This window comes from Rhodococcus sp. NPDC056960 (assembly GCF_042674125.1).
Lineage (GTDB): Bacteria > Actinomycetota > Actinomycetes > Mycobacteriales > Mycobacteriaceae > Rhodococcus_F.
This window is the reverse complement of the sequence record NZ_JBHURF010000003.1, coordinates 256,614-276,199: the sequence shown is the minus strand read 5'-3', so window position 1 is coordinate 276,199 and position 19,586 is coordinate 256,614. Positions and strand designations below refer to the sequence as shown.

General features: G+C 70.4%; 15 protein-coding genes. 4 read left to right on the top strand and 11 right to left on the bottom strand.

What is annotated here, in order from left to right; all coding sequences use genetic code 11:
- Window positions 1-15 precede the first annotated feature (15 nt).
- The 8 genes from ACFTWF_RS06490 to ACFTWF_RS06455 form a co-directional block, all read right to left on the bottom strand.
- Window positions 16-1,224 (bottom strand): histidine kinase, encoded by a 1,209-nt coding sequence (locus ACFTWF_RS06490; RefSeq protein WP_378460438.1) that lies wholly within the window; start codon window positions 1,222-1,224, stop codon window positions 16-18.
- Window positions 1,221-1,586, bottom strand: a complete 366-nt coding sequence (locus ACFTWF_RS06485; protein ID WP_378460437.1) for an MmcQ/YjbR family DNA-binding protein — start codon at window positions 1,584-1,586, stop codon at window positions 1,221-1,223. The genes ACFTWF_RS06490 and ACFTWF_RS06485 overlap by 4 nt, the downstream gene beginning before the upstream one ends.
- Window positions 1,583-2,818 (bottom strand): lipase family protein, encoded by a 1,236-nt coding sequence (locus ACFTWF_RS06480; protein ID WP_378460436.1) that lies wholly within the window; start codon window positions 2,816-2,818, stop codon window positions 1,583-1,585. Before ACFTWF_RS06480 ends, ACFTWF_RS06485 begins: the two co-directional genes overlap by 4 nt.
- 8 nt (window positions 2,819-2,826) lie before the next feature.
- The gene (locus ACFTWF_RS06475) at window positions 2,827-4,443 is read right to left on the bottom strand and encodes a Na+/H+ antiporter (protein WP_378460435.1); all 1,617 of its coding nucleotides are present in this window, start codon (window positions 4,441-4,443) and stop codon (window positions 2,827-2,829) included.
- A 105-nt stretch (window positions 4,444-4,548) separates the two neighbouring features.
- Window positions 4,549-4,740: an antitoxin gene (locus ACFTWF_RS06470; protein WP_015888853.1), complete on the bottom strand. Its 192-nt coding sequence runs from the start codon at window positions 4,738-4,740 to the stop codon at window positions 4,549-4,551.
- 126 nt (window positions 4,741-4,866) lie between these two features.
- Complete coding sequence (locus tag ACFTWF_RS06465) at window positions 4,867-7,317, bottom strand: HAD-IC family P-type ATPase (protein ID WP_378460434.1); 2,451 nt, start codon at window positions 7,315-7,317, stop codon at window positions 4,867-4,869.
- A gap of 50 nt (window positions 7,318-7,367) precedes the next feature.
- Window positions 7,368-8,483, bottom strand: coding sequence for an MBL fold metallo-hydrolase (locus tag ACFTWF_RS06460; RefSeq protein WP_378460433.1), 1,116 nt, complete (start codon window positions 8,481-8,483; stop codon window positions 7,368-7,370).
- Between the two features lie 45 nt (window positions 8,484-8,528).
- Window positions 8,529-9,260, bottom strand: a complete 732-nt coding sequence (locus ACFTWF_RS06455; RefSeq protein WP_378460432.1) for an enoyl-CoA hydratase — start codon at window positions 9,258-9,260, stop codon at window positions 8,529-8,531.
- Window positions 9,261-9,404: 144 nt separating this feature from the next.
- Between ACFTWF_RS06455 and ACFTWF_RS06450 the strand changes: the two genes are divergently transcribed.
- Entirely contained in the window at window positions 9,405-10,541 is a 1,137-nt protein-coding gene (locus ACFTWF_RS06450; protein WP_378460431.1) for an NAD(P)-binding domain-containing protein, read from the top strand.
- Here ACFTWF_RS06450 and ACFTWF_RS06445 read toward each other — a convergent pair.
- The gene (locus ACFTWF_RS06445) at window positions 10,519-11,640 is read right to left on the bottom strand and encodes a lipase family protein (protein WP_378460566.1); all 1,122 of its coding nucleotides are present in this window, start codon (window positions 11,638-11,640) and stop codon (window positions 10,519-10,521) included. The two genes, ACFTWF_RS06450 and ACFTWF_RS06445, sit on opposite strands and share 23 nt — an antisense overlap.
- A 93-nt stretch (window positions 11,641-11,733) precedes the next feature.
- On the opposite strand from ACFTWF_RS06445, the gene ACFTWF_RS06440 reads away from it, so the two are divergent.
- Window positions 11,734-13,227, top strand: coding sequence for a phospholipase D-like domain-containing protein (locus ACFTWF_RS06440; protein ID WP_378460430.1), 1,494 nt, complete (start codon window positions 11,734-11,736; stop codon window positions 13,225-13,227).
- Here ACFTWF_RS06440 and ACFTWF_RS06435 read toward each other — a convergent pair.
- Window positions 13,200-13,874, bottom strand: a complete 675-nt coding sequence (locus tag ACFTWF_RS06435; protein WP_378460429.1) for a hemerythrin domain-containing protein — start codon at window positions 13,872-13,874, stop codon at window positions 13,200-13,202. The two genes, ACFTWF_RS06440 and ACFTWF_RS06435, sit on opposite strands and share 28 nt — an antisense overlap.
- Before the next feature lie 67 nt (window positions 13,875-13,941).
- Here ACFTWF_RS06435 and ACFTWF_RS06430 point away from each other — a divergent pair, with 67 nt between their 5' ends.
- Both ACFTWF_RS06430 and ACFTWF_RS06425 read left to right on the top strand, forming a co-directional pair.
- Window positions 13,942-17,229 (top strand): BTAD domain-containing putative transcriptional regulator, encoded by a 3,288-nt coding sequence (locus ACFTWF_RS06430; protein WP_378460428.1) that lies wholly within the window; start codon window positions 13,942-13,944, stop codon window positions 17,227-17,229.
- Window positions 17,230-17,285: 56 nt separating this feature from the next.
- The gene (locus tag ACFTWF_RS06425; RefSeq protein ID WP_378460427.1) at window positions 17,286-19,388 is read left to right on the top strand and encodes an MMPL family transporter; all 2,103 of its coding nucleotides are present in this window, start codon (window positions 17,286-17,288) and stop codon (window positions 19,386-19,388) included.
- Here ACFTWF_RS06425 and ACFTWF_RS06420 read toward each other — a convergent pair.
- Complete coding sequence (locus tag ACFTWF_RS06420) at window positions 19,348-19,581, bottom strand: hypothetical protein (RefSeq protein ID WP_378460426.1); 234 nt, start codon at window positions 19,579-19,581, stop codon at window positions 19,348-19,350. The two genes, ACFTWF_RS06425 and ACFTWF_RS06420, sit on opposite strands and share 41 nt — an antisense overlap.
- Between the last annotated feature and the right edge of the window lie 5 nt (window positions 19,582-19,586).

The following is a 19,586-nucleotide window of genomic DNA, read 5'->3' as shown; positions in this document are numbered from 1 at the left end:
ACGGACCGCTCACGTTCACGCCGAGATCCCCCGCCGGAACTTGGGGACGCGCATGCTCACCTTCGTTCCCGCGCCGGGCGCGGTCTCGACGACGAGGCCGTAGTCGTTGCCGAACGCGGCGCGCAGCCGGTCGTCGACGTTGGCGAGCCCGACGTGCGCCGCCTCCTTGACCCCCGAGGATTCGGCCACCGCGTCCAGCGACCCCGACCGCAGCAGTTCGGGGTCCATGCCGACCCCGTCGTCCTCGACGCTGATCACACAGTCGGTGCCCTCGTCGGCGGCGACGATGCTGACGGTGCCGCCGTCCGGTTTGGCGGCGATGCCGTGCCGCACCGCGTTCTCGACCAGCGGTTGCAGCGCGAGGAACGGCAGGACCACGTTGAGCACCTCGGGCGCCACCTGCAATTTCACGGCGAGGGCGTCGCCGAACCGGGCGCGTTCGAGGGTGAGGTACCGGTCGATGTTGCGTAGTTCGTCGGCCAGCAGGGTGAACTCCCCCGCCGACCGGAACGAGTACCGCGTGAAGTCGGCGAACTCGAGCACCAGTTCGCGGGCGCGGTCGGGATCGGTGCGGACGAACGACGCGACAGTGTTCAGCGCGTTGTAGATGAAGTGAGGGCTGATCTGCGCGCGCAACGCCCGGACCTCGGCGCGGTCGAGGCGGGCGCGGGACGCGTCGAGGTCGGCGAGTTCGATCTGACTGCACGCGTACCGGGCGACTTCGGTGACGGCGCCGAGCATGCCCGGGCCGGGGTCTTCCGTGGTGACGATGCCGAGCACCCCGACCACGCCGGTGGCCTCGATGAGCAGCGGCTGGGCGATCAATGCCCGCACCGCGCCGTCGCCCGCGTTCCGGACGAGGCCGCCGTAGGCGACGAGGACCCGGCGTTCTCCGTCGACCGCGCGGGTGGCCGCGTCGCGGAGTTGTTCGGTCATGGCCTCGTGCGGCCCGCTCCAGGCGAGCAGGTCACCGGACGCGGCGAAGACCGCCAGTGCCTGCGCCCCGGTCAGCTGACGCAGGTGCGGGGCGGCTTCCGCCGCCGACGTCTCGTCGAGGCCCTTCCGCAGCGGCCGCGCCGCCAGCGACGCGGTGTGCAGCGTGGAGTGGACGGCACGTTCGGTGGGGGTCGTCAGCTCACGCCGGGCCCGCAGCCAGACGGCGGTGAACGCGACGACGGGCACGAGGACGAGCAACACCACCACGGCGAGGACGGTCCCGGTCATTCGCCGGTGTCCAGTCGAGCGATCAGGGTCTTCGGCGCGACGGTGCGGTAGGCGTCCTCGACGATGTCGGCGACGTCGTTCCAGTCCTGCGGGACGTCGAGATACACGCCGATCCAGCCGCGGCCCCCGACGTACGGTGGGACGAAGAACCTGCCGGGATCACGCTGCACCCAATCCTGCTGCGCCCCCGTCGGAGCCGCCGCCCAGAACGACACCCGGTCGTCGTGGTGACGGTCGGCGAGTGTCGCGAACTGCGGCGCCTTGCGGACGAACCACGCCGGTTCGCCGTGGCTGACCCGCTCCGTCGCCTCCGGCAACGCGAGGCACAGTGCCCTCAGCCGTGCGAGATCGGCTCTCGTCACGGCGTTCCTCCGTCGGCACACGTGTCCGGCGCGGGGACGCCGGCGAAGCGGTCGGCGATCCACTGCACCGCCCCGGGCACGGAACGTCCGTCGGCGTGCCCCTCCTCGGGGTTCGATTCGAATTCGACGACGTCGCCGAGCGCGCACGCGTGGTCGACCGCCTGCGAAGTCCATTGCGGCAGAATGAGGTTGTCCCGCTCCCCCACCACGACCAGCATCGGGCCACCGGCGCGCGTCTTCGGCAGGGCGATGTCCTCGAGCCATCCGCGCATGCGCTCGGCGTCGGCCGGCGTCCGCGGTCCGGTGTCGGCCGGGGTGAGTTGGGTTGCCACCGTCCACTTCTCGGGGAGTTTCGCGGCGACGCACGACAGCGTGACGTCGGGGGTGGCGGCCAGTGCACCGCTCATGTAGTCGTCCGGATTCAGCTCGGGGTGCATCACCTCGAGCCCTTCGAGGAGATAGGGCAGGAACATCTTCTGCGGCAACGACAGCGGATCGACGGTGCCGTCGACGAAGATCCCCGACAGGTCGGCGGCGGGCGACAGGTTGGCCGCGCCGACGAAGTCGAGGCCGTCACCGTAGTCGCCGGCGTGCTCGGCGGCCGACCACGACGCCTGACCGCCCTGCGAGATCCCGATCGCCGCCCAGCGGGCCGAGGCGTCCGGCACCACGTTGCGGGCGGCCCGGACCGCGTCGATCAGGTCGTAGGCCGCCGTATCCGGTTCGAGGTAGGGATGCGGGCCGTCGGTGCCGAGTCCTTGGTAGTCGGTGACGGTCACGACGTAGCCCCGCTGCAGCAGCGGCCGGACGAGGTTCGTCGTGCCCAGCAGCGTCGGCGAGGACGACGGTGCGCACTCGTCGGTGACGCCGGTGGTGCCGTGCCCGACCGTCACGACCGGCCGGCCGCCGTCCGGTGCCGGACCCGCGGGCGTGAAGACGGTGCCGACCACGTCCGCGCCGCCTCCGTCGACACCTGACGTCGACCGGTAGACGACCCGGGTGGCCGACGCCCCGAGCGCGGTGACGGCCTCGTCGATGTCGGGGACCGGTGCCTGGCTGATCAGGGCACCTCGCTGGTCGCCCGTCGGAGCCTGGGATGCCGGCGAGGTGGAGGGAGCGGCCACCGACGTGGTGGGCGACGGACTCGGGGACGCCTCGTCGGTGGTGCAGGCGGTCAGTGCCAGGACACCGGCGAGCGCAACCACGGCGACGCGCACCGGACGCACATTCATCTCGCACCTCATTCGCGCCGTCTCCGCACCCGTTCCTCGGCCGCGGCCTCCTCCACATCGAGGCTTTCCAACACGCTACGCATCACTTCGTCGTCGAGGGTGCCCGCGTCGCGGGCGGCGATGATCGCCTCCCGCTGCGCACGCAGGGCCGCGCGCCGGTAGTGGTCGAACAGTGCGCCGGCCCGCTGCTTCTCCGCGGCGTCCTCCGCCTCCTCGGCCTGGAGCCGGGCCCGCATCGACCGCCGCACCCGCTCGAGGATGTCGGTCAGGTCGGCTCGGCCGATTTCCGCCGGTGGGTGCTCGGCGAAGTCGGCCAGCGCCCGCTCACCGGCGTCGCGCGAGATCGCGCGCGCCAGCTTGACCTGCTCCTCTTCCCGTTCGCGTTCGCCGGGATCCGCCAGGTCGAGCATGCGGATCAGCAACGGCATGGTGGCGCCCTGAATCAGCAGCGTGCCGACGGCCACGACGAACGCGATCGCCTGGATCACCTCGCGGCCGGGAAACGGCTGCCCGCTGGCGATCACCACGGGCACACCGGACGCCGCGGCGAGCGTGACCACCCCGCGCATGCCCGCCCACGACACGACGACGCTCTCCCGCCACCGCAGTTCCACCGAGCCGCCCGGCGTCCTGATCACCAGCCCGACCCGGCGGCGGAGCCAGTGCAGCAGAATCCACGCCGGCCGGATCGCCATCACCACACCGAGAACCGCGAATCCGTAGAAGAAGACGTGATGCACGGGCAGGCCCTGGTCGCGGACGTCGTCGATGACGAACTTCAGTTGCAGTCCCATGTACGCGAACACGAACATCTCGAGCAGGAGGTCGACGCTTTCCCACAGCGACCGCTCCTGGATGCGGGTGGCGACGGACGCGTCGGTCGCCTTGTGCCCCATCAGGAACCCCGCCGCGACGACGGACAGCACACCGGATGCGTGCACCTCCTCGGCCGCGAGGTACGCGGCGAACGGGAGCATCAGCCCCAGCACCGTTTCCAGCGGGGAGTCGTACATGCGGTGGCGCACCCACTCGACGATCTTCGCGAGCACCAGTCCGATCAGCACCCCGCCGACCACCTCGTAGCCGAAGAACACCACCGGGGGGACCGGGATCCTCGCCCCGACGACGGCGGACACGGCGACGGTGAACAGGGTCAGCGCGGTCGCGTCGTTGACGAGTCCTTCGCCGGTGAGGATGGCGATCACCCGGTTCGGCAGACCGAGCCTGCGGCCGACGGCGACGGCACTGACCGCGTCGGTCGGCGCGACCACGGCGCCGAGGACCAGTGCCGCGCCGAGCGTGAATTCGGGGACCAGCCAATTGGCGAAGAAGGCCACCCCGACCGCGGTCGCGAGGACGGTGAAGATCCCGAGCCGCAGGATCGGCGCGAGGTGGCGCCGGAACGTGGCCACCGAGAACTTCAGCGCCGCGGAGTACAGCAACGGCGGCAGCACCACACCGAGAATGGCCTCCGGGTCCAGTTCGAGCCGCGGCATCCCGGGAATGAACGACGCCACCGACCCGATGGTGACGAGGACCAGCGGGGCCTGCAGATCGCGGCGCTTCGCGAAACTCGTCACGGCGATGGCCGCGATGATGACGAGGAGCACCAGGACGCCGTTCACGACACCGATTCTGCCGCGCCCGCCCGCGGTGCGCGGGTCAACTCCGAAGACACGCGTGAGCCCCGGTCCGGAAACCGGGGCCCACAGTGTCTGTGTGAGAAGTCTTCACTCCTTCGGAGGAACAGCCTTCTTCGCCGCGTCGGCGGCCTTGTCGATCTTGTCGCTGTACTTGCCGCCGGTCTTGCTGTCGGCGACATCGGCGGCCTTGTCGATGGCGCCGTGAACCTTGTCCGCGTTCTGCGAGGCGGCTTCCTTCCCCTTGCCCAGCAGGCCCTTCAGTGTGTCGACGAAACTCATCGTGCTTCCTCCTCCGGTGCATGCGCATGCACTGTCCGAGCGAGTTCGATCACTCGCCGTACACCCAGTCTCACAGCATCGACTCGGCGACGCCAACCGTTCGGATCGTCGCGAGCAGTAGTCGCGTCAGTGCACGCCCGGAAGATCCTCCGGCGCCGCGAACAACCGGCGGTGCTCACCGTGCAGACGTCCCGTCACCCACCATGCGATTTCGACGAGAACCACTCCCACGAGCCCACACACGAGCGCGGACGTGGTGGCGCCGATGTTCGTCGGATCGAGTTTGAAGAACTCCCGGGTGAACGGCAACGCGAACAGGATGAGGTATCCCGCGACGGATCCGAAGATCAGCACCAGCTTCCACCACACGTACGGTCGCGCCACCACCGCCAGCACCCACAGCGCGATCATGATGAGGGTGATCAGCGCGGACGTGCCCGCCTGAATCTTCTGTGTCTCCGTCTGATCCGGGCCCGCGTAGACGAGAAGGTACGACACGAACGTCGTGACACCGATGATCACACCGGACGGGACCGCGAGGCGCATCACCCGGGGCACGAAACCGGAGCGGGCCCGCTCGTTGTTCGGTGCCAGCGACAGGATGAACGCGGGAATGCCGATGGTGAACCAGGCGGCGATCGTCACGTGCCGCGGCAGGAACGGATACGGCACCGGCTCGAAGTGGAAGATCTGCGACAGCACACCGGTAATGCCGATGAGGAACGCCAGCAACACCGAGTACACGGTCTTGGTGAGGAACAGGTTCGAGACGCGTTCGATGTTGCCGATCACCCGGCGGCCCTCGGCGACCACGTAGGGCAGGGTGGCGAACTTGTTGTCCAGCAACACGATCTGCGCGACCGCCCGGGTGGCGGGACTACCGGACCCCATCGACACCCCGATGTCGGCGTCCTTGAGGGCCAGGACGTCATTGACCCCGTCCCCGGTCATCGCGACGGTGTGACCGCGAGACTGCAGGGCCCCCACCATCTCCCGCTTCTGATCGGGGCGCACCCGCCCGAACGTGGTGGACGTCTCGAGGGTGTCGGCGAGCGCGTCGCGGTCGGCGGGCAGTTCGCGGGCGTCGACGGGCCGGTCGCCGCCGGGCAGTCCGAGCGACCCGGCCACCGCACCCACCGACACGGCGTTGTCTCCCGAGATCACCTTCACGGTGACGTTCTGGCTCGCGAAGTACTCGAGGGTGCCGCGGGCGTCGGGACGCACCCGCTGCTCCAGGATCACCAGTGCCCGCGGGGTGATCACGCCCGGCGCCGCCGGGTGGTCGACCGGGACGTCGCAACTGCCGAGCAGCAGCACCCGCAACCCCGACGACCCCACGTCCTCGGCCTGCCGGGCCATGTCGCTGCCGGGGTCGAGCAGGACGTCCGGTGCGCCGAGAACCCAGTTGCCGCGGGCCCCGTAGGACTGTCCGCTCCACTTCTTCGCCGAGGAGAACGGCGCCCCCGCGGTGGCCTCACCCCACCCGGGATCGTCGGGAAGTGCCTCCTTGATCGCGAGGACGCTGGCGTTCGGCCGCGGATCGGACGCGGCCATCGCAGCGAGCGCCGCACGCGACGGTTCGGTGTCGGCGGAATCGGCGCAGCGCAGTTCGGATAGCCGCATGCCGTTCTCTGTGAGCGTTCCAGTCTTGTCGGCGCACACCACGTCGACGCGGGCGAGACCTTCGATCGCGGGCAACTCCTGCACGAGACACTGCCGCTGACCGAGCCGGACCACGCCGACCGCGAACGCGATCGACGTCATCAGCACCAGGCCCTCCGGCACCATCGGCACGAGCGCGGCAACCATCCCGTTGAGCGCCGGTCGAATCGACTGTCCGCTGGAGAACAGCTGGTTGTAGATGATGAGCAGTCCCGCCGGAATCATCAGATACGTGATGAATTTCAGGATCTTGTCGATTCCGCTGCGCAACTCGGAGTGCACCAGCGTGAACTTGCTGGCCTCGTCCGCGAGTTTGGCGGCGTAGGCGTCGCTTCCGACCTTCGTGGCGCGGTAGCAGCCGCTGCCGGACGCGACGAAACTTCCCGACAGCACCTGCTGACCGATGTCCTTGTGCACCGGGTCGGCCTCACCGGTGAGGAGGGACTCGTCGACGTCGAGGGACGCCGCCTCCACCACCACACCGTCGACGACGATCTGGTCGCCCGCACCGAGTTCGATGATGTCGTCGAGCACGACTTCCCGCGGAGCCATCGCGACGGCCACCCCGTCGCGCCGCACCACGGGTTTGGTCTGGCTGACGATCGCGAGCTTGTCGAGGGTCCGCTTGGCCCGCACCTCCTGGATGATGCCGATCCCGCTGTTGGCGATGATGAGGAGGCCGAACATGCCGTCGATGATCGAACCTGTGGCCAGCACGATGAGCAGGAGCACACCGAGGATCGCGTTGATCCGGGTGAACACGTTCGCGCGCACGATGTCGCGCACCGATCGGCTGGCCCGGTCGGGAACGTCGTTGGTCTTGCCGGCCGCCACCCGCTCCGCCACCTGGGCGGCCGTCAAGCCTTCCACCGCGACGACTGCAACGCTGTCGGTGCCGGTTTCGTCGTATGCCATGGTCCAAGGCTACGCAACGACGGTCGGCTCCGAGAGCATGCGCGCCGGACTCAGCCCAGTGCGGTCCACCACGGCGTCTGGGCTGCCGGCTTCAGCGCGTCGACCCGCTGGCCGGGCATCGGCACGGCCACCGGGGTGTCCGTCTCCTCCACGGCCGCGAGCAGCCGGACGATCGGCTCCGACCACGTGTGGAACGCGAGATTGAACGTGGCCCAGTGCACCGGCACCAGCAGCCCGCGGGTGGCGTCGCCGCCGTTCAGGTCGGTGTGGGTCTGCACCGCCTCTTCGGGGTTCATGTGGATGTCGGCCCACCGCGGGTCGTAGGCGCCGACGGGCAGGAGCGTGAGATCGAACGGTCCGTACCGGCGGCCCAGGTCGGCGAACCTGGGTGTGTACCCGCTGTCGCCGCCGAAGAATACCTTCCGGTTCGGCCCGGCGAGCACCCACGACGCCCACTGCGTCGTGTTCCGCACCAGCCCGCGGCCGGAGAAGTGCCTGGCCTCGGTGCACGTGAGCGTGAGCCCGCCGAGGGTGGTCGACTCGTCCCAGTCGAGTTCCACGATCCGCTCCTCCGGCACTCGCCACTGACGCAGGTGCGCTCCGAGGCCGACCGGAACGACGAACGGCGCCTTCTGCGTGGCGGCGAGTTGCTGCACGGTGGCCTTGTCGAGGTGGTCGTAGTGATCGTGCGAGATGACGATCGCATCCAGAACGGGCAGGTCGGCCAGCGGCACGGGCGTCGGATGCATGCGGGACGGGCCGAGGACCGCCGACGGCGACACCCGGCGGCTCCACACCGGGTCGGCCAGCACACGGTATCCGTCGACCTCGACGAGCACACTCGCATGGCCGTACCAGGTGACCGCCGCGTCGGCGGCCTCCACGGGCGCGAGGGGCGTCGCGATCGGGATCGGCCTGCGCGGGCGTCCCGCCGAGCCGCGCGTGATCAGCGCCTTGAAAATGCCGGTCTCCGTGCCGGGCATGATCGTGCTGCCCGGATCGGTGTTGTGGAACTGACGGTTGCGGTACCGCGGCGAGTTCGCGGCGTACGGCCGGACCTTGGCACGCGACGCGCCTATCTGCGCCGGGAGCCCCCACGCGGCGCGCGTCAGCCACCCGAGGGCGGCGGTGGCCAGAACAGTCGTCACAGCACTCTTCGCTTTCACCCCGACAACTGTAACCACGCGTGCGGGAAAGGTGCGGCGCGCCGGCTACTGACCCCGGAACACCGGCGGACGCTTCTCGGCGCGGGCGGCGCGGGCCTCCTGCGCGTCGTAGCTCTTCCACGCGGCGTGCAGGGCCGCGAGCTGCTCGGGCGGCGGCGGGCTCTGGGTGCCGTCGTCGTTCAGCACCATCTTGAGGTGTTGCAGCGACAGCGGGGCCAGGCGGGCGATCGAGTGTGCCCACTGCTGCGCGACGGCGAGGTCGCCGCGCTTGTTGGCGAGGCCGTGCGCCAGCGCCTGCTCGGCCCCGACCTCCTCGGCGCCGAGCAGGATGGTGCGTGCCGGTCCGCCGCCGATCAGGGCGGCCAGCCGGTGCACCGTCCACCGGTCCACGGAGATCCCGAGCTTCGCGGCCGGGATGGCGAACCGGGCCTCGGGTGCGACGACCCGCAGATCCGCGGCGAGGGCCAGCTGGCTGCCCGCACCGATCGCGGGACCGTTGATCGCGGCGATGACGGGGACGGGCACCGAGTCGATGGTGTGCAGCATCTCGAGCAGCGTGTCGGTGAACCCGTCGGCGTACACGTCACCCGACAGGTCGGCACCCGCGCAGAACGCGCTGCCCTGCCCTGTGAGGACGATCACCCGGGCACCGTCGGTGACGGATTTCTCCGTCTCCTCCCGCAGAAGTTCACAGATCTCGGTGTTGAGCGCATTGCGACGGTCGGGGCGTTGCAGTTCGAGGGTGAAGACGTCGCCGTCACGACTCGTCCCGATCATGTCCACTCGCTTTCTTCGTGATTGCCGTGCACGTCCCAATTCTCCCCTGCCCACCCGACTGGACGTCCGTCAGCCAACCACAGTCGAATCCGCCGGAACACACGAGGCTCTCCGGCGGTTGTGAGGGTGGAGGTGAGGACAGACATGAGCAGTGCTGTGGACAGTGATGTGGACGTGGCCGTGATCGGCGCGGGGCAGGCGGGACTGTCCGCTGCCTATTATCTGCGCCGGCTGGGGGTGGAACCGGAGTCCGGTTTCGTGGTGCTCGATCACGCGCCGGGTCCCGGCGGCGCGTGGCAGTTCCGGTGGCCGTCACTGACGCTGAGCACCGTCAACGGTGTCCACGACCTGCCCGGACTCGGGTTCGCCGAGACGGTCGGCGTCGATCCGGGTGATCCCGCGGCCGCGCTGGTGCACGCGGCGACGGCGGTCCCCCAGTACTTCGCGACGTACGAGAAACAGTTCGAACTGCCGGTGCACCGTCCCGTGCACACCCGGGTGGTGTGCGCACGCGGTGAGCGTCTGCGGATCGAGACCGATCGCGGCGTCGTGACGGCACGCGGCCTGATCAACGCGACGGGCACCTGGGAGCGCCCGTTCATTCCGCGGTACCCCGGCGCCGAATCGTTCACCGGCCGCCAGGTGCACACCAGGGACTACTCCTCGGCGCAGGACTTCGCGGGACAGCACGTCCTCGTCGTCGGCGGCGGCATCTCGGCGGTCCAATTGCTGGACGAGATCTCCCGCGTCACCACCACCACGTGGGTGACGCGGCGCGAACCCGAATTCCGCGACGAACCGTTCACACCCGAGATCGGCCGCGCCGCAGTCGCCCTCGTCGAGGACCGGGTTCGGCGCGGGCTGCCGCCGGGCTCGGTGGTGTCGGTGACGGGACTTCCCGTGACGCCCGCGATCCGCGCCGCCCGCGAACGCGGCGCACTGGCCCGGCAGCCGATGTTCAGCGAGATCACCGCAGACGGCGTCCGCTGGGCCGACGGCCGCGAACTGAAGGTCGATGTGATCTTGTGGTGCACGGGTTTTCGTAGCTCCCTCGATCACCTCGCCCCGCTGCGCCTGCGTGGGCCGGGCGGCGGGATCACGATGACGGGACGCCTCGCCACCCAGGTAGCCGCGGATCCGCGCATTCACCTGGTGGGTTACGGCCCGTCGTCGTCGACGATCGGCGCGAACCGGGCCGGGCAGGCCGCGGCCCGTGAACTCACCCGCCACCTGGGGCTGCCTGCCGGATCGGCGCCCGCTACCGGATCAGCCCGGCGATGAACGCGGCCTGGTCGGGACCGGCCTGGTACATGCTGCCGACATGCCCACCCGAGTACACCCGGTAGTCGAGATTCGTTCCCGCACTCCGCATCTCGGACACGAGCTTCTCCGTCAGCGGGATCGGCACCGACGCGTCCGTGATCCCCTGCACCAGCAGCAACGGACGGTCGTATCCCGCGACCGGGACCTCGAGGTACTCGCGTAACGCGTCCTGCACCGCAGGCACGTCGAGCGGCCGCGACAGCATCTGCGCCACCGACACGTTGCGAGTCATGTCCGCGAACTGCCGGAACGGCACTTCCGGAGCCGCGTCCGCGAACTGCCGGCCGACCGGGGTGAGGTAGCTGTCGACGTCCAGTTGCGGATAGGCGTCCCGCACCCCGGCGATCAGGTACGACATGTACACGGTGAGACCGGCGAGGCCCTGGGGCGGGAACAACGGCCCGCTCCAGTTCGCCACCGTCTCGATGTTCGACGGCACCCCGTTCGCGACGGCCCCGCGGTAGTCGAGTTCCGGCGCGTACGTGGTGGCGACGTGCGCCGCGAACACCGCGGCCTGCCCGCCCTCGGACAGGCCGACCGTCATCCACGTGGCGGACAGGTCGGCGTCGATCGCCCTGGCCGCGCGCACGGAGTCGACTACACTGCGTCCGGCGACCTTCCCGTCCAGATACGGCGGCACCCCGGGGGTGCCCAGTCCCACGTAGTCGGTGGCCGCCACGGCGTACCCGAGTTGCAGCCAGCTGCTCACGTAGTCCGAGGATTGCGGGTCGACCCCCGTGACGGAGGGGGCATCGGCGTCGGAGTTCCCGACCGTTCCGTGCGCCCACGCGATGACGGGCCAGCCGCCGGGAGGTGGGGCGCCGGGCGGCACGAACAGCATCCCGGTGCACGGGGTGATGCCGTGCCGGTCGGTCGTGAGGTAGGTCATCCGGTACGCGCTGCCGGTGCCGCGCAGCCACAGCTCCGGAGGCAACCCGGACGAGTCGACGACGGCGCCCGGGCCGGGTCCGGACCGCAGGGGGTCCGCACCGACAGGAGGTGCCCAGAGCACACTGACCAGTGCGAGCAATGCCAGGATGCGCCACCACCTCCGCACCACTCAACGGTAGCTGGGCGGAGGTGGCGCAGTACTGTGAATCGTCCACTCGCGGGGAAGTGGGACGTACGAGACCGGGAGAACAGAACAGACATGAGTGACGAGAGCCCGATCCTGACCCCCGGCGACACTTGCTGGCAGGTTGCCCACGCCGACCGGCTCGCGTGCATCGTCGACGCCGCCGACTACTTCCGCCACGCCAAGTCCGCGATGCTGCAGGCCCGCAAACGCATCATCCTGATCGGCTGGGACTTCGACACGAGGATCAAGTTCGAACCGCAGGAGAAGACGCTCGACGGCCCCAACCGGCTCGGCAAGTTCCTGTCCTGGCTGACACGGGAACGGCCGGATCTGGAGATCTACCTCCTCAAGTGGAACATCGGCGCGTTCGCCGCGATCGGACGCGGCATGACGCCGATCTTCGTCGTCAACTGGGTCACCGACCGCCGCCTGCACTTCGAACTCGACGGCGCCCACCCGGTCGGTTCGGCTCACCACCAGAAGATCGTCGTCATCGACGACGCGCTCGCCTTCTGCGGCGGCATCGACATGACCGTCGACCGGTGGGACACCCCGGAGCACCGGGACGACAACCACTACCGCACCCAGCCGAACGGCAACCGGTACGGGCCGTGGCACGACGCGACCACCGCCGTCGACGGGGAGGCGGCGAAGGCCATCGGCGAACTCGCCTGCGCCCGGTGGAAGGCGGCCACGGGGCAGGAACTCGGGCCGGTCGACGACCTCGCACGCACGACGCCGTGGCCGGAGGGACTGGAGCCGACGATGCGCTCCGTCGACGTGGGCGTCGCCCGCACGCTGCCGGAACTCGCCGATCGCGACGAGGTCCGGGAGATCGAGGCCTTGTATCTGGCGGCGATCGCCGGCGCCGAGCGGTCGCTGTACATCGAGAGTCAGTACCTGGCGTCGCGCACCCTCGCCGAGGCGATCGCCGCGCGACTACGCGAGCCGGACGGTCCGGAGATCGTCCTGGTGCTGCCGCGCAACGCCGACGGCTGGCTCGAGCAGAAGGCGATGGACGGCGCGCGCCGCCGGTTGCTGCATCTGCTGTGGAAGGCCGACACCGGGAACCGGCTCGGCGTGTACTACCCGGTCACTGCGGGTGGTGACCCGATCTACGTCCACGCCAAGGTGCTGGTGATGGACGACCGGTTGCTGCGTGTGGGCTCGTCTAACCTCAACAACCGCTCGATGGGGTTCGACACGGAATGCGACCTGGCGGTCGAGGTCACCGCGGACACGGAGAACGGCGACGAGCTGCGACGGACGATCCTCGGCATCCGCCGCCAGCTCGTGTGCGAGCACCTCGGCGTCCCGGCCGAACAGTTCGACGGCACTCTCGCCGAGACCTCCTCGCTGCTGCGCACCGTCGAGGCCCTGCGGGGCGGCGGCCGGACGCTCGAGAAGTTCGATCCGGACACCGTCGAGGACGAGGACAGTCCGCTGGCGGAGAACGAACTGATGGATCCCGAACGCACACCGCCGAGCCTCTGGGAGCGGACCAACCGGGGCAGGTTGCGGCGCAGGGTGATCCGGCGTCAGAAGGCGGCCGGTTCGGTGCCGTAGATGCGCCGGTAGTCCTTGCGGAACGCCCGCCGGCCCAGGACGGTCCACGCCACCCTGGCGGCAAAGGGCATCTCCGACAAGAACATCCGCCGCTCGTCGGGTGTCGCGCCGTGCAGGATGAAGCCGAGGAACACCAGCAGCCGGTCCTTCGGAATGGAGGCCCGGCCGCGATCGCCCATCTCCTGCCATTCCGCGAGCGTCATGGCCTGTTCCGCCATCGGAAGGATGCGCTGCTCCTCCTCGCCGAGGTGCTCGTCGAGCGCCGCGGACAGGGCGGTCAGCGTCTTCGCCAGCGGTTCACCGTCCACGGCCGACGCCGTGAACGCGGCGCCCTGGGACTGCGCCCGGGACAGCAGTTCCGCGATGCGCTCGTGCTGCTCCTCCATCCGCAGCACCAGAGCGGCGTCGGTGGGGGCGCGGTCGAGCAGCTTCGGCCACAGCAGGTCGTCCTCGCTGGTGTGGTGGTGGTGCAGGGCGGTGGCGAGTTCGCCGAAGTACGTCACCACCACTGCGGCGCGGGCGGTGTCACCGGGAGGAACACGGCGCACGAGTGCGGGCAGCGCGGCGAACTGCCGGCGGAAGCAGTTGTGGACCACCACCATCTCGCGGGTGTCGGGGCGGGTCGGGTGAGCAGTGGGTGTTGTCATGCACACAGGGTCACTTCGGCGTCTTGGAGCGCACTTGGAACCCACTAGTGCTTACGCTTGCGGGACGATGCTGCGGATTCGGGTACTCGGAACGCTCGCGGCGGAGGACGACGCGGGGGCGGTGGACCTCGGCGGCCCCCGCCAGCGGGCCGTGCTCGCACGTCTGCTCGTTGCGCGCGGCGAGGTGGTGTCCGTGGATCGGCTCGTCGACGACCTCTGGCACGGCGCTCCCCCACCGCGGGCCGTCGGCGCACTTCAGGCATACATTTCGAACCTGCGGCGCGCCCTCGAACCGCACCGGGCTCCGCGGGCGGACTCCACGTTCCTGGTGAGCCGGGCCCCCGGGTATGCGCTCACACTGCCGACGTCCGGCGTCGACGCGTGGGAGTTCGAGAGCCTGATCCGGTCGGCCGGCGCCGAGACGGCGCGCGCCGATCTGGAGCGGGCGCTGAGCCTGTGGCGCGGACCGGCGTACGCCGAGGTGGCCGGTGAACCGTGGGCGCTCGCCGAGATCGCCCGGCTCGAGGAAGTGCGGGTGGTGGCCCGCGAACGCCTGGTCGCGGCCGCCCTCGCGTCCGGCGACGCGGCCGGCGCCGTGCTCGACGCACAGGCCCTCACCCGGGAGCACCCCCTCCGGGAAGAGGGGTGGCGGTTGCTGGCGCTCGCCTTGCACCGCGGCGGGCGGCAGGCCGACGCCCTGGCCGCGCTGCGCGAGGCCCGCGACCGATTGGCGAGCGAACTCGGGCTCGACCCCGGTCCGGGTCTGACCGAACTCGAACGCCGGATCCTCACCGGAACCGTCCCACCGGCCCCCGTTCCGGCACCCGCGGCCGGGCCCGCCGACACCACCCCGGGCCCGCGGTTCCTCGGCCGCACCGAGGAATTGGCGACCCTGACCGCGCTGATGACCGCACCGGGAACCCCCGTCGTCCTCCTGGGAGGCGATGCCGGATCCGGGAAGTCGTCACTTCTGCGCCGATTCCGCCGGACACTGGACGCCGCCGGCTGGCAGGTGGCGGTGGGCCGCTGCCCCGAAGTGGACGGCGCCCCGCCCGCCTGGGCGTGGGTGGAGATCCTGCGGGCCCTGCGCGAGACGGTCGACCCCGGTGCCGGGACGGCCGCGCTCGCACCGCTGCTCTCCGACGACCGTTCGCCCGCGGCGCGCGCGGACGCACCGAGCGGGCGGTTCCTGCTGCACCGGGCCGTCGCCGACTACCTCGGGACCGTCCGCGAGCACGGCCCCCTCGCCGTCGTCCTCGACGACGTCCACCGCGCCGACGAGGAAACCCTGTCGATCCTCGTGCGGCTGGCACAGCAGAGGTCGCCGATCCTGCTGCTCCTCGCGTTCCGCCCGGACGAGGTGGACGCCAGGCTGGAGAACTGTTTCGCCGATCTCGCGTCGCTGCAACCGACGCGGATCCGCCTGAACGGCCTCGGACCCGAGGATTCGGCGGAGCTGATCCGGCAGGTGTCGGGTCGCGACCCCGACCCCGGCACCCTCCGTGCCCTCGCCGACCGGACCGGCGGCAACCCGTTCTATCTACAGGAGAGCGCCCGGCTCCTGGAGAGCGAGGGCGAACTGGTGGCCACGTCGGAGGTGCCCGAGGGAGTCCGGGACGTCCTGCGCAGGCGGATCGCCCGTCTCCCCGAACTCGCCGTCTCGGTCCTGCGGCTCGCCGCGGTCGTGGGCCGCGAATCCGACATCGACATCCTCACCCGCGCAGCCGAAGTCGACGAGGACACCGTCTTCGACGCGCTGGAATCCGGGGTGATCGCCGGGTTGCTCGGCGAACCGCGTGCCGGGACGGTCCGATTCACGCACGCCCTCGTCCGCGACACCCTGTACTCCGATCTCACCCGGCTCCGCCGGAGCCGCTGGCACGCCCGGGTCGGGACAGCGCTCGAGGAACTGCGACCGCACGACGTCGCGGCACTGGCCCACCATTTCACCGAGGCGCTGTCCGCGGCCACCGCACGGCAGGCCCTCGACCACAACGTCGCGGCCGCGGCCCAGGCGGCCGACCGCTACGCCCACGATGCGGAGATCGGCTTCCTCGATCACGCCCTGCGCGCGGCGGACCGGCTGCCCCCGGAGGCGGCCGCATCGGTGGACGAGCGGGTCGAACTCCTCACCGAGCTGAGCCGCGCACAACTGGCCGCCGGCAGCGCACGGGACGGGTCCCGCTCCCGGAACCGCGCCCTCGCACTCGCCCGGGAGGCCGGGCGCACCGATCTCGCGATCCGGGCGCTCGCGTTCGTCGACACCCCGACGCCGTGGATCAACCGGCGGTACGGCGAAGTGGACGCGGCCGTCGTGGAGCAGATCGAGACGCTGCTGCGAGGCAACGACCTGGAGCCGGCGATGCGGTGCCGGCTGCTGGTGACACTCGTGCACGAGATCGGGGCGGAGGACCACGAGCGCACCGATTCCGCGGTCCGGGAGGCGGAAGCGCTCGCCCGGGACCTGGACGATCCGGTGCTGCTCGGGCTGGCGCTCTGCGCACTCCACGCCGGAACGGGATCGGCGACCAGCACGGTCGGCGACCACGTGATCGGCGACGAACTGCTCCGGATCGGTGACGAGACGCAACTCCCCGTGTTCACCATGCTGGGCCATCATCTGCTGGCCGAGATCGCGTCGGGGATCGGCGACATCGGGGCGATCGAGCACCACATGAGCATCCAGTCGGAGCTGGCGGACCGGTACCAGTTCCAGCAGGCGCAGGCCACCCGGCAGATGAGCCGTGCGATGGTCGCGCACCTCACCGGGGATCTGGGCGTGGCCGAACAGCACTACGTGCGGGGGCACGAACTGATGACCCGTGCGGGTCTCGACGCGGACGGCGTCTTCGCGCTGGCGATGTTCACGCTGCGGCTCACCGAGGGACGGGTCGGCGAGCTCGAGCCGGTGATCGCGACCATCGACAGCGCCGCGGCCGACGTGATCGTCGATCTGTACGCTCTCGCCCTGCTCGCCAACGGCAAACCGGATCAGGCCCGGGATTCGCGCCGCCACCACCGTCCGGTCCGCCGCGACTTCTTCCATTCGCTGATGATGTCGCTGCGCGGCATCGTGGTCGCGGGTCTGGGTGAGCGGGACGAGGCGGCGGCGGTGTACGCGGAGTTGCGCCCGTACAGCGGACAGATCGGCGGGGGCGACACGGGAGCGTTCGCCGTGGGCCCCGTCGACACCGTCCTCGGCGACCTCGCGGTGCTCCTCCGGCGCCCCGACGACGCGCGCACGCATTACTCCGCCGCACTCGCGCTGGCGCAGCGCTGCGGCTGCCCGGCCTGGGTGACGGCCGCCCGCACCCGGGTGACCTCCTACCCAAGCGAGTTCCAAGTGGACCACTAGCCGCCGCGCGCACAGTCGGAGGCGACAGAACACACCTGCTCTCCGGAGGCCCTCTCATGAGTTCCCTGCTCGCGCGCCTCGGCGCGGCTGCCGCCACTCATCCCTGGCGGGTGATCGCCACGTGGGCGACGCTGCTCGTCCTGGTGTTCGCCGCCGCATCGGCATTCGGTGGCACCAATCACGACGACTACAACGTGCCCGGTCTCCCGTCGCAGCAGGGGACGAACCTGCTGAGCGACCGGTTCCCGGAAATGTCGGGGGCCGACGCCCGGGTGGTCGTTCACTCCGAGGACGGACCGCTCGACCCCGCGGTCCTGGCCGGTCTCGGCAGCAGGCTGGGAGAGGTGACCGGGGTGAGTTCCGTGTCGCCGCCCCGCCTGTCCCAGGATTCCGACACCGCCGTGATCAGCCTCAACTACCGCATTCCGGTGACCGACTTCCACGGCAGCGAAGGCGTCGACGCCCTCGACGCCGCGGTGGCCGACACCCGTGCACAGGGCCTGGAGGTGGAACTCGGCGGGCAGGTCCCGGAGAACATCTCCACGCCGTCGGGGACCGCCGAGGCGGTGGGAATGATCCTGGCGCTGGTCATCCTCGTGTTCGCGTTCGGTTCCGTGGTGGCCGCGGGACTGCCCCTGGCGGTCGCGCTCGTCGGCGTCGGCATCGGGTCCGGGCTCATCACGATCATGGCCGGGTTCACCACCATCAGCACCATCGCCCCGACCATCGCGACGATGGTCGGGATCGGCGTCGGAATCGACTACGCGCTGCTGCTCGTCACCCGCTACACCGAGGGACTGCGGTCCGGGATGCCGGTCCGGGACGCCGTCGCGGCCGCCAACTCCACCGCCGGGGCGTCCGTCGTCTTCGCCGGCACCACCGTCCTCGTGTCCCTGTTCGGACTGCGACTGTCCGGGCTGCCGATGTACACATCGTTCGGGTATGCCACGTTCGCGATGGTCGGAATCGTGATGCTCACGTCGGTGACGCTGGTGCCCGCACTGTGCGGGCTCGCGGGCCGGCGGGTGCTCGGCACGCGGTCCCGTGCCCGGGCCGACCGTCGCACCACGTCGCCCCTGACCGAGCGGTGGGCGATCCGGGTGAGTCACCGGCCGTGGCTGTGGGCCCTGACGGCGCTCGGGGTGCTGCTGCTCCTGGCCGCACCGGTTCTGGGCATGCGGACGTGGCCGCAGGACGCCGGCAGCGCGCCGGCCGCCAACACGATCCGGCAGGCCTACGACCTGATCGACGCCGAGTTCGGACCCGGCGCCAACGGGCCCCTGATGGTGGCGGTCGACCTGAACAGGGTTCCGGCAGCAGAGCTTCCGGCCATCGCGCGTGATCTCGCAGCCGAACCCGGAGTGGCGTCGGTCTCGCCCGCCCTGATGAACTCCGACGCGACGGCCGCGCTGATCGAGGTGCAGCCGACCACCGGCCCGAGCGACCCCCGCAGCACCGAACTGCTCGAACGAATCCGGTCGGACGCCGCCGACGGCGTCCACGTCACCGGACTGACCACGTCGTTCGCCGACATCTCCGCGCGCCTCGCCGAACGGCTGTGGCTGGTGATCGCGTTCGTCGTCGCACTGTCGGTGGTGCTGCTCACCTTCGTGTTCCGTGCGCCGGTGGTCGCGGTGAAGGCGGCCGTCATGAACCTGCTGTCCGTCGCGGCCGCCTACGGTGTGATGGTGATGGTGTTCCAATGGGGTTGGGGCGCGGAGCTACTCGGACTTCCGCACGCACTTCCCGTGTCCAGCTGGGTGCCGATCCTGATGTTCACCATCCTGTTCGGACTGTCGATGGACTACGAGGTGTTCCTGCTTTCCCGGGTCCGCGAGCGCTGGCTCGACACGGGCGACTCGCACCGCAGCGTCGTCGAAGGTCTGGCGTCGACCGGGCGGGTGATCACCAGCGCGGCGGCGATCATGGTCGCGGTGTTCGCCGGATTCGCGCTCGACGGGGACGTGACCGTGAAGATGATGGGCGTCGGACTCGCGACCGCCGTCTTCATCGACGCGACGATCGTGCGGATGGTGCTGGTTCCCTCGACGATGTATCTGCTGGGCGACGCCAATTGGTGGCGGCCGGGACGCCGCGGTGCGGCAGCCGACGCGGACGCTACGCCCGCAGGCGCTCGACTTCCGCTTCGAGCGCGATGACCCGCCGGTACAGGGCCTGGATGCTCGCCATGCACACCCCGTTCGCGTCCACCATCGCCATGCGGCGGTCGGTGGAACCGAGACCGAACGCGGTCGCGAAATCCTGCGACATCGGGCCCAGGTGCCGCACCGAGTCGTGGTCGAAACCGTAGGTCCAGACGCTGAGCGGCATGTCGGCGAGACGCTCGAGCACCTCGC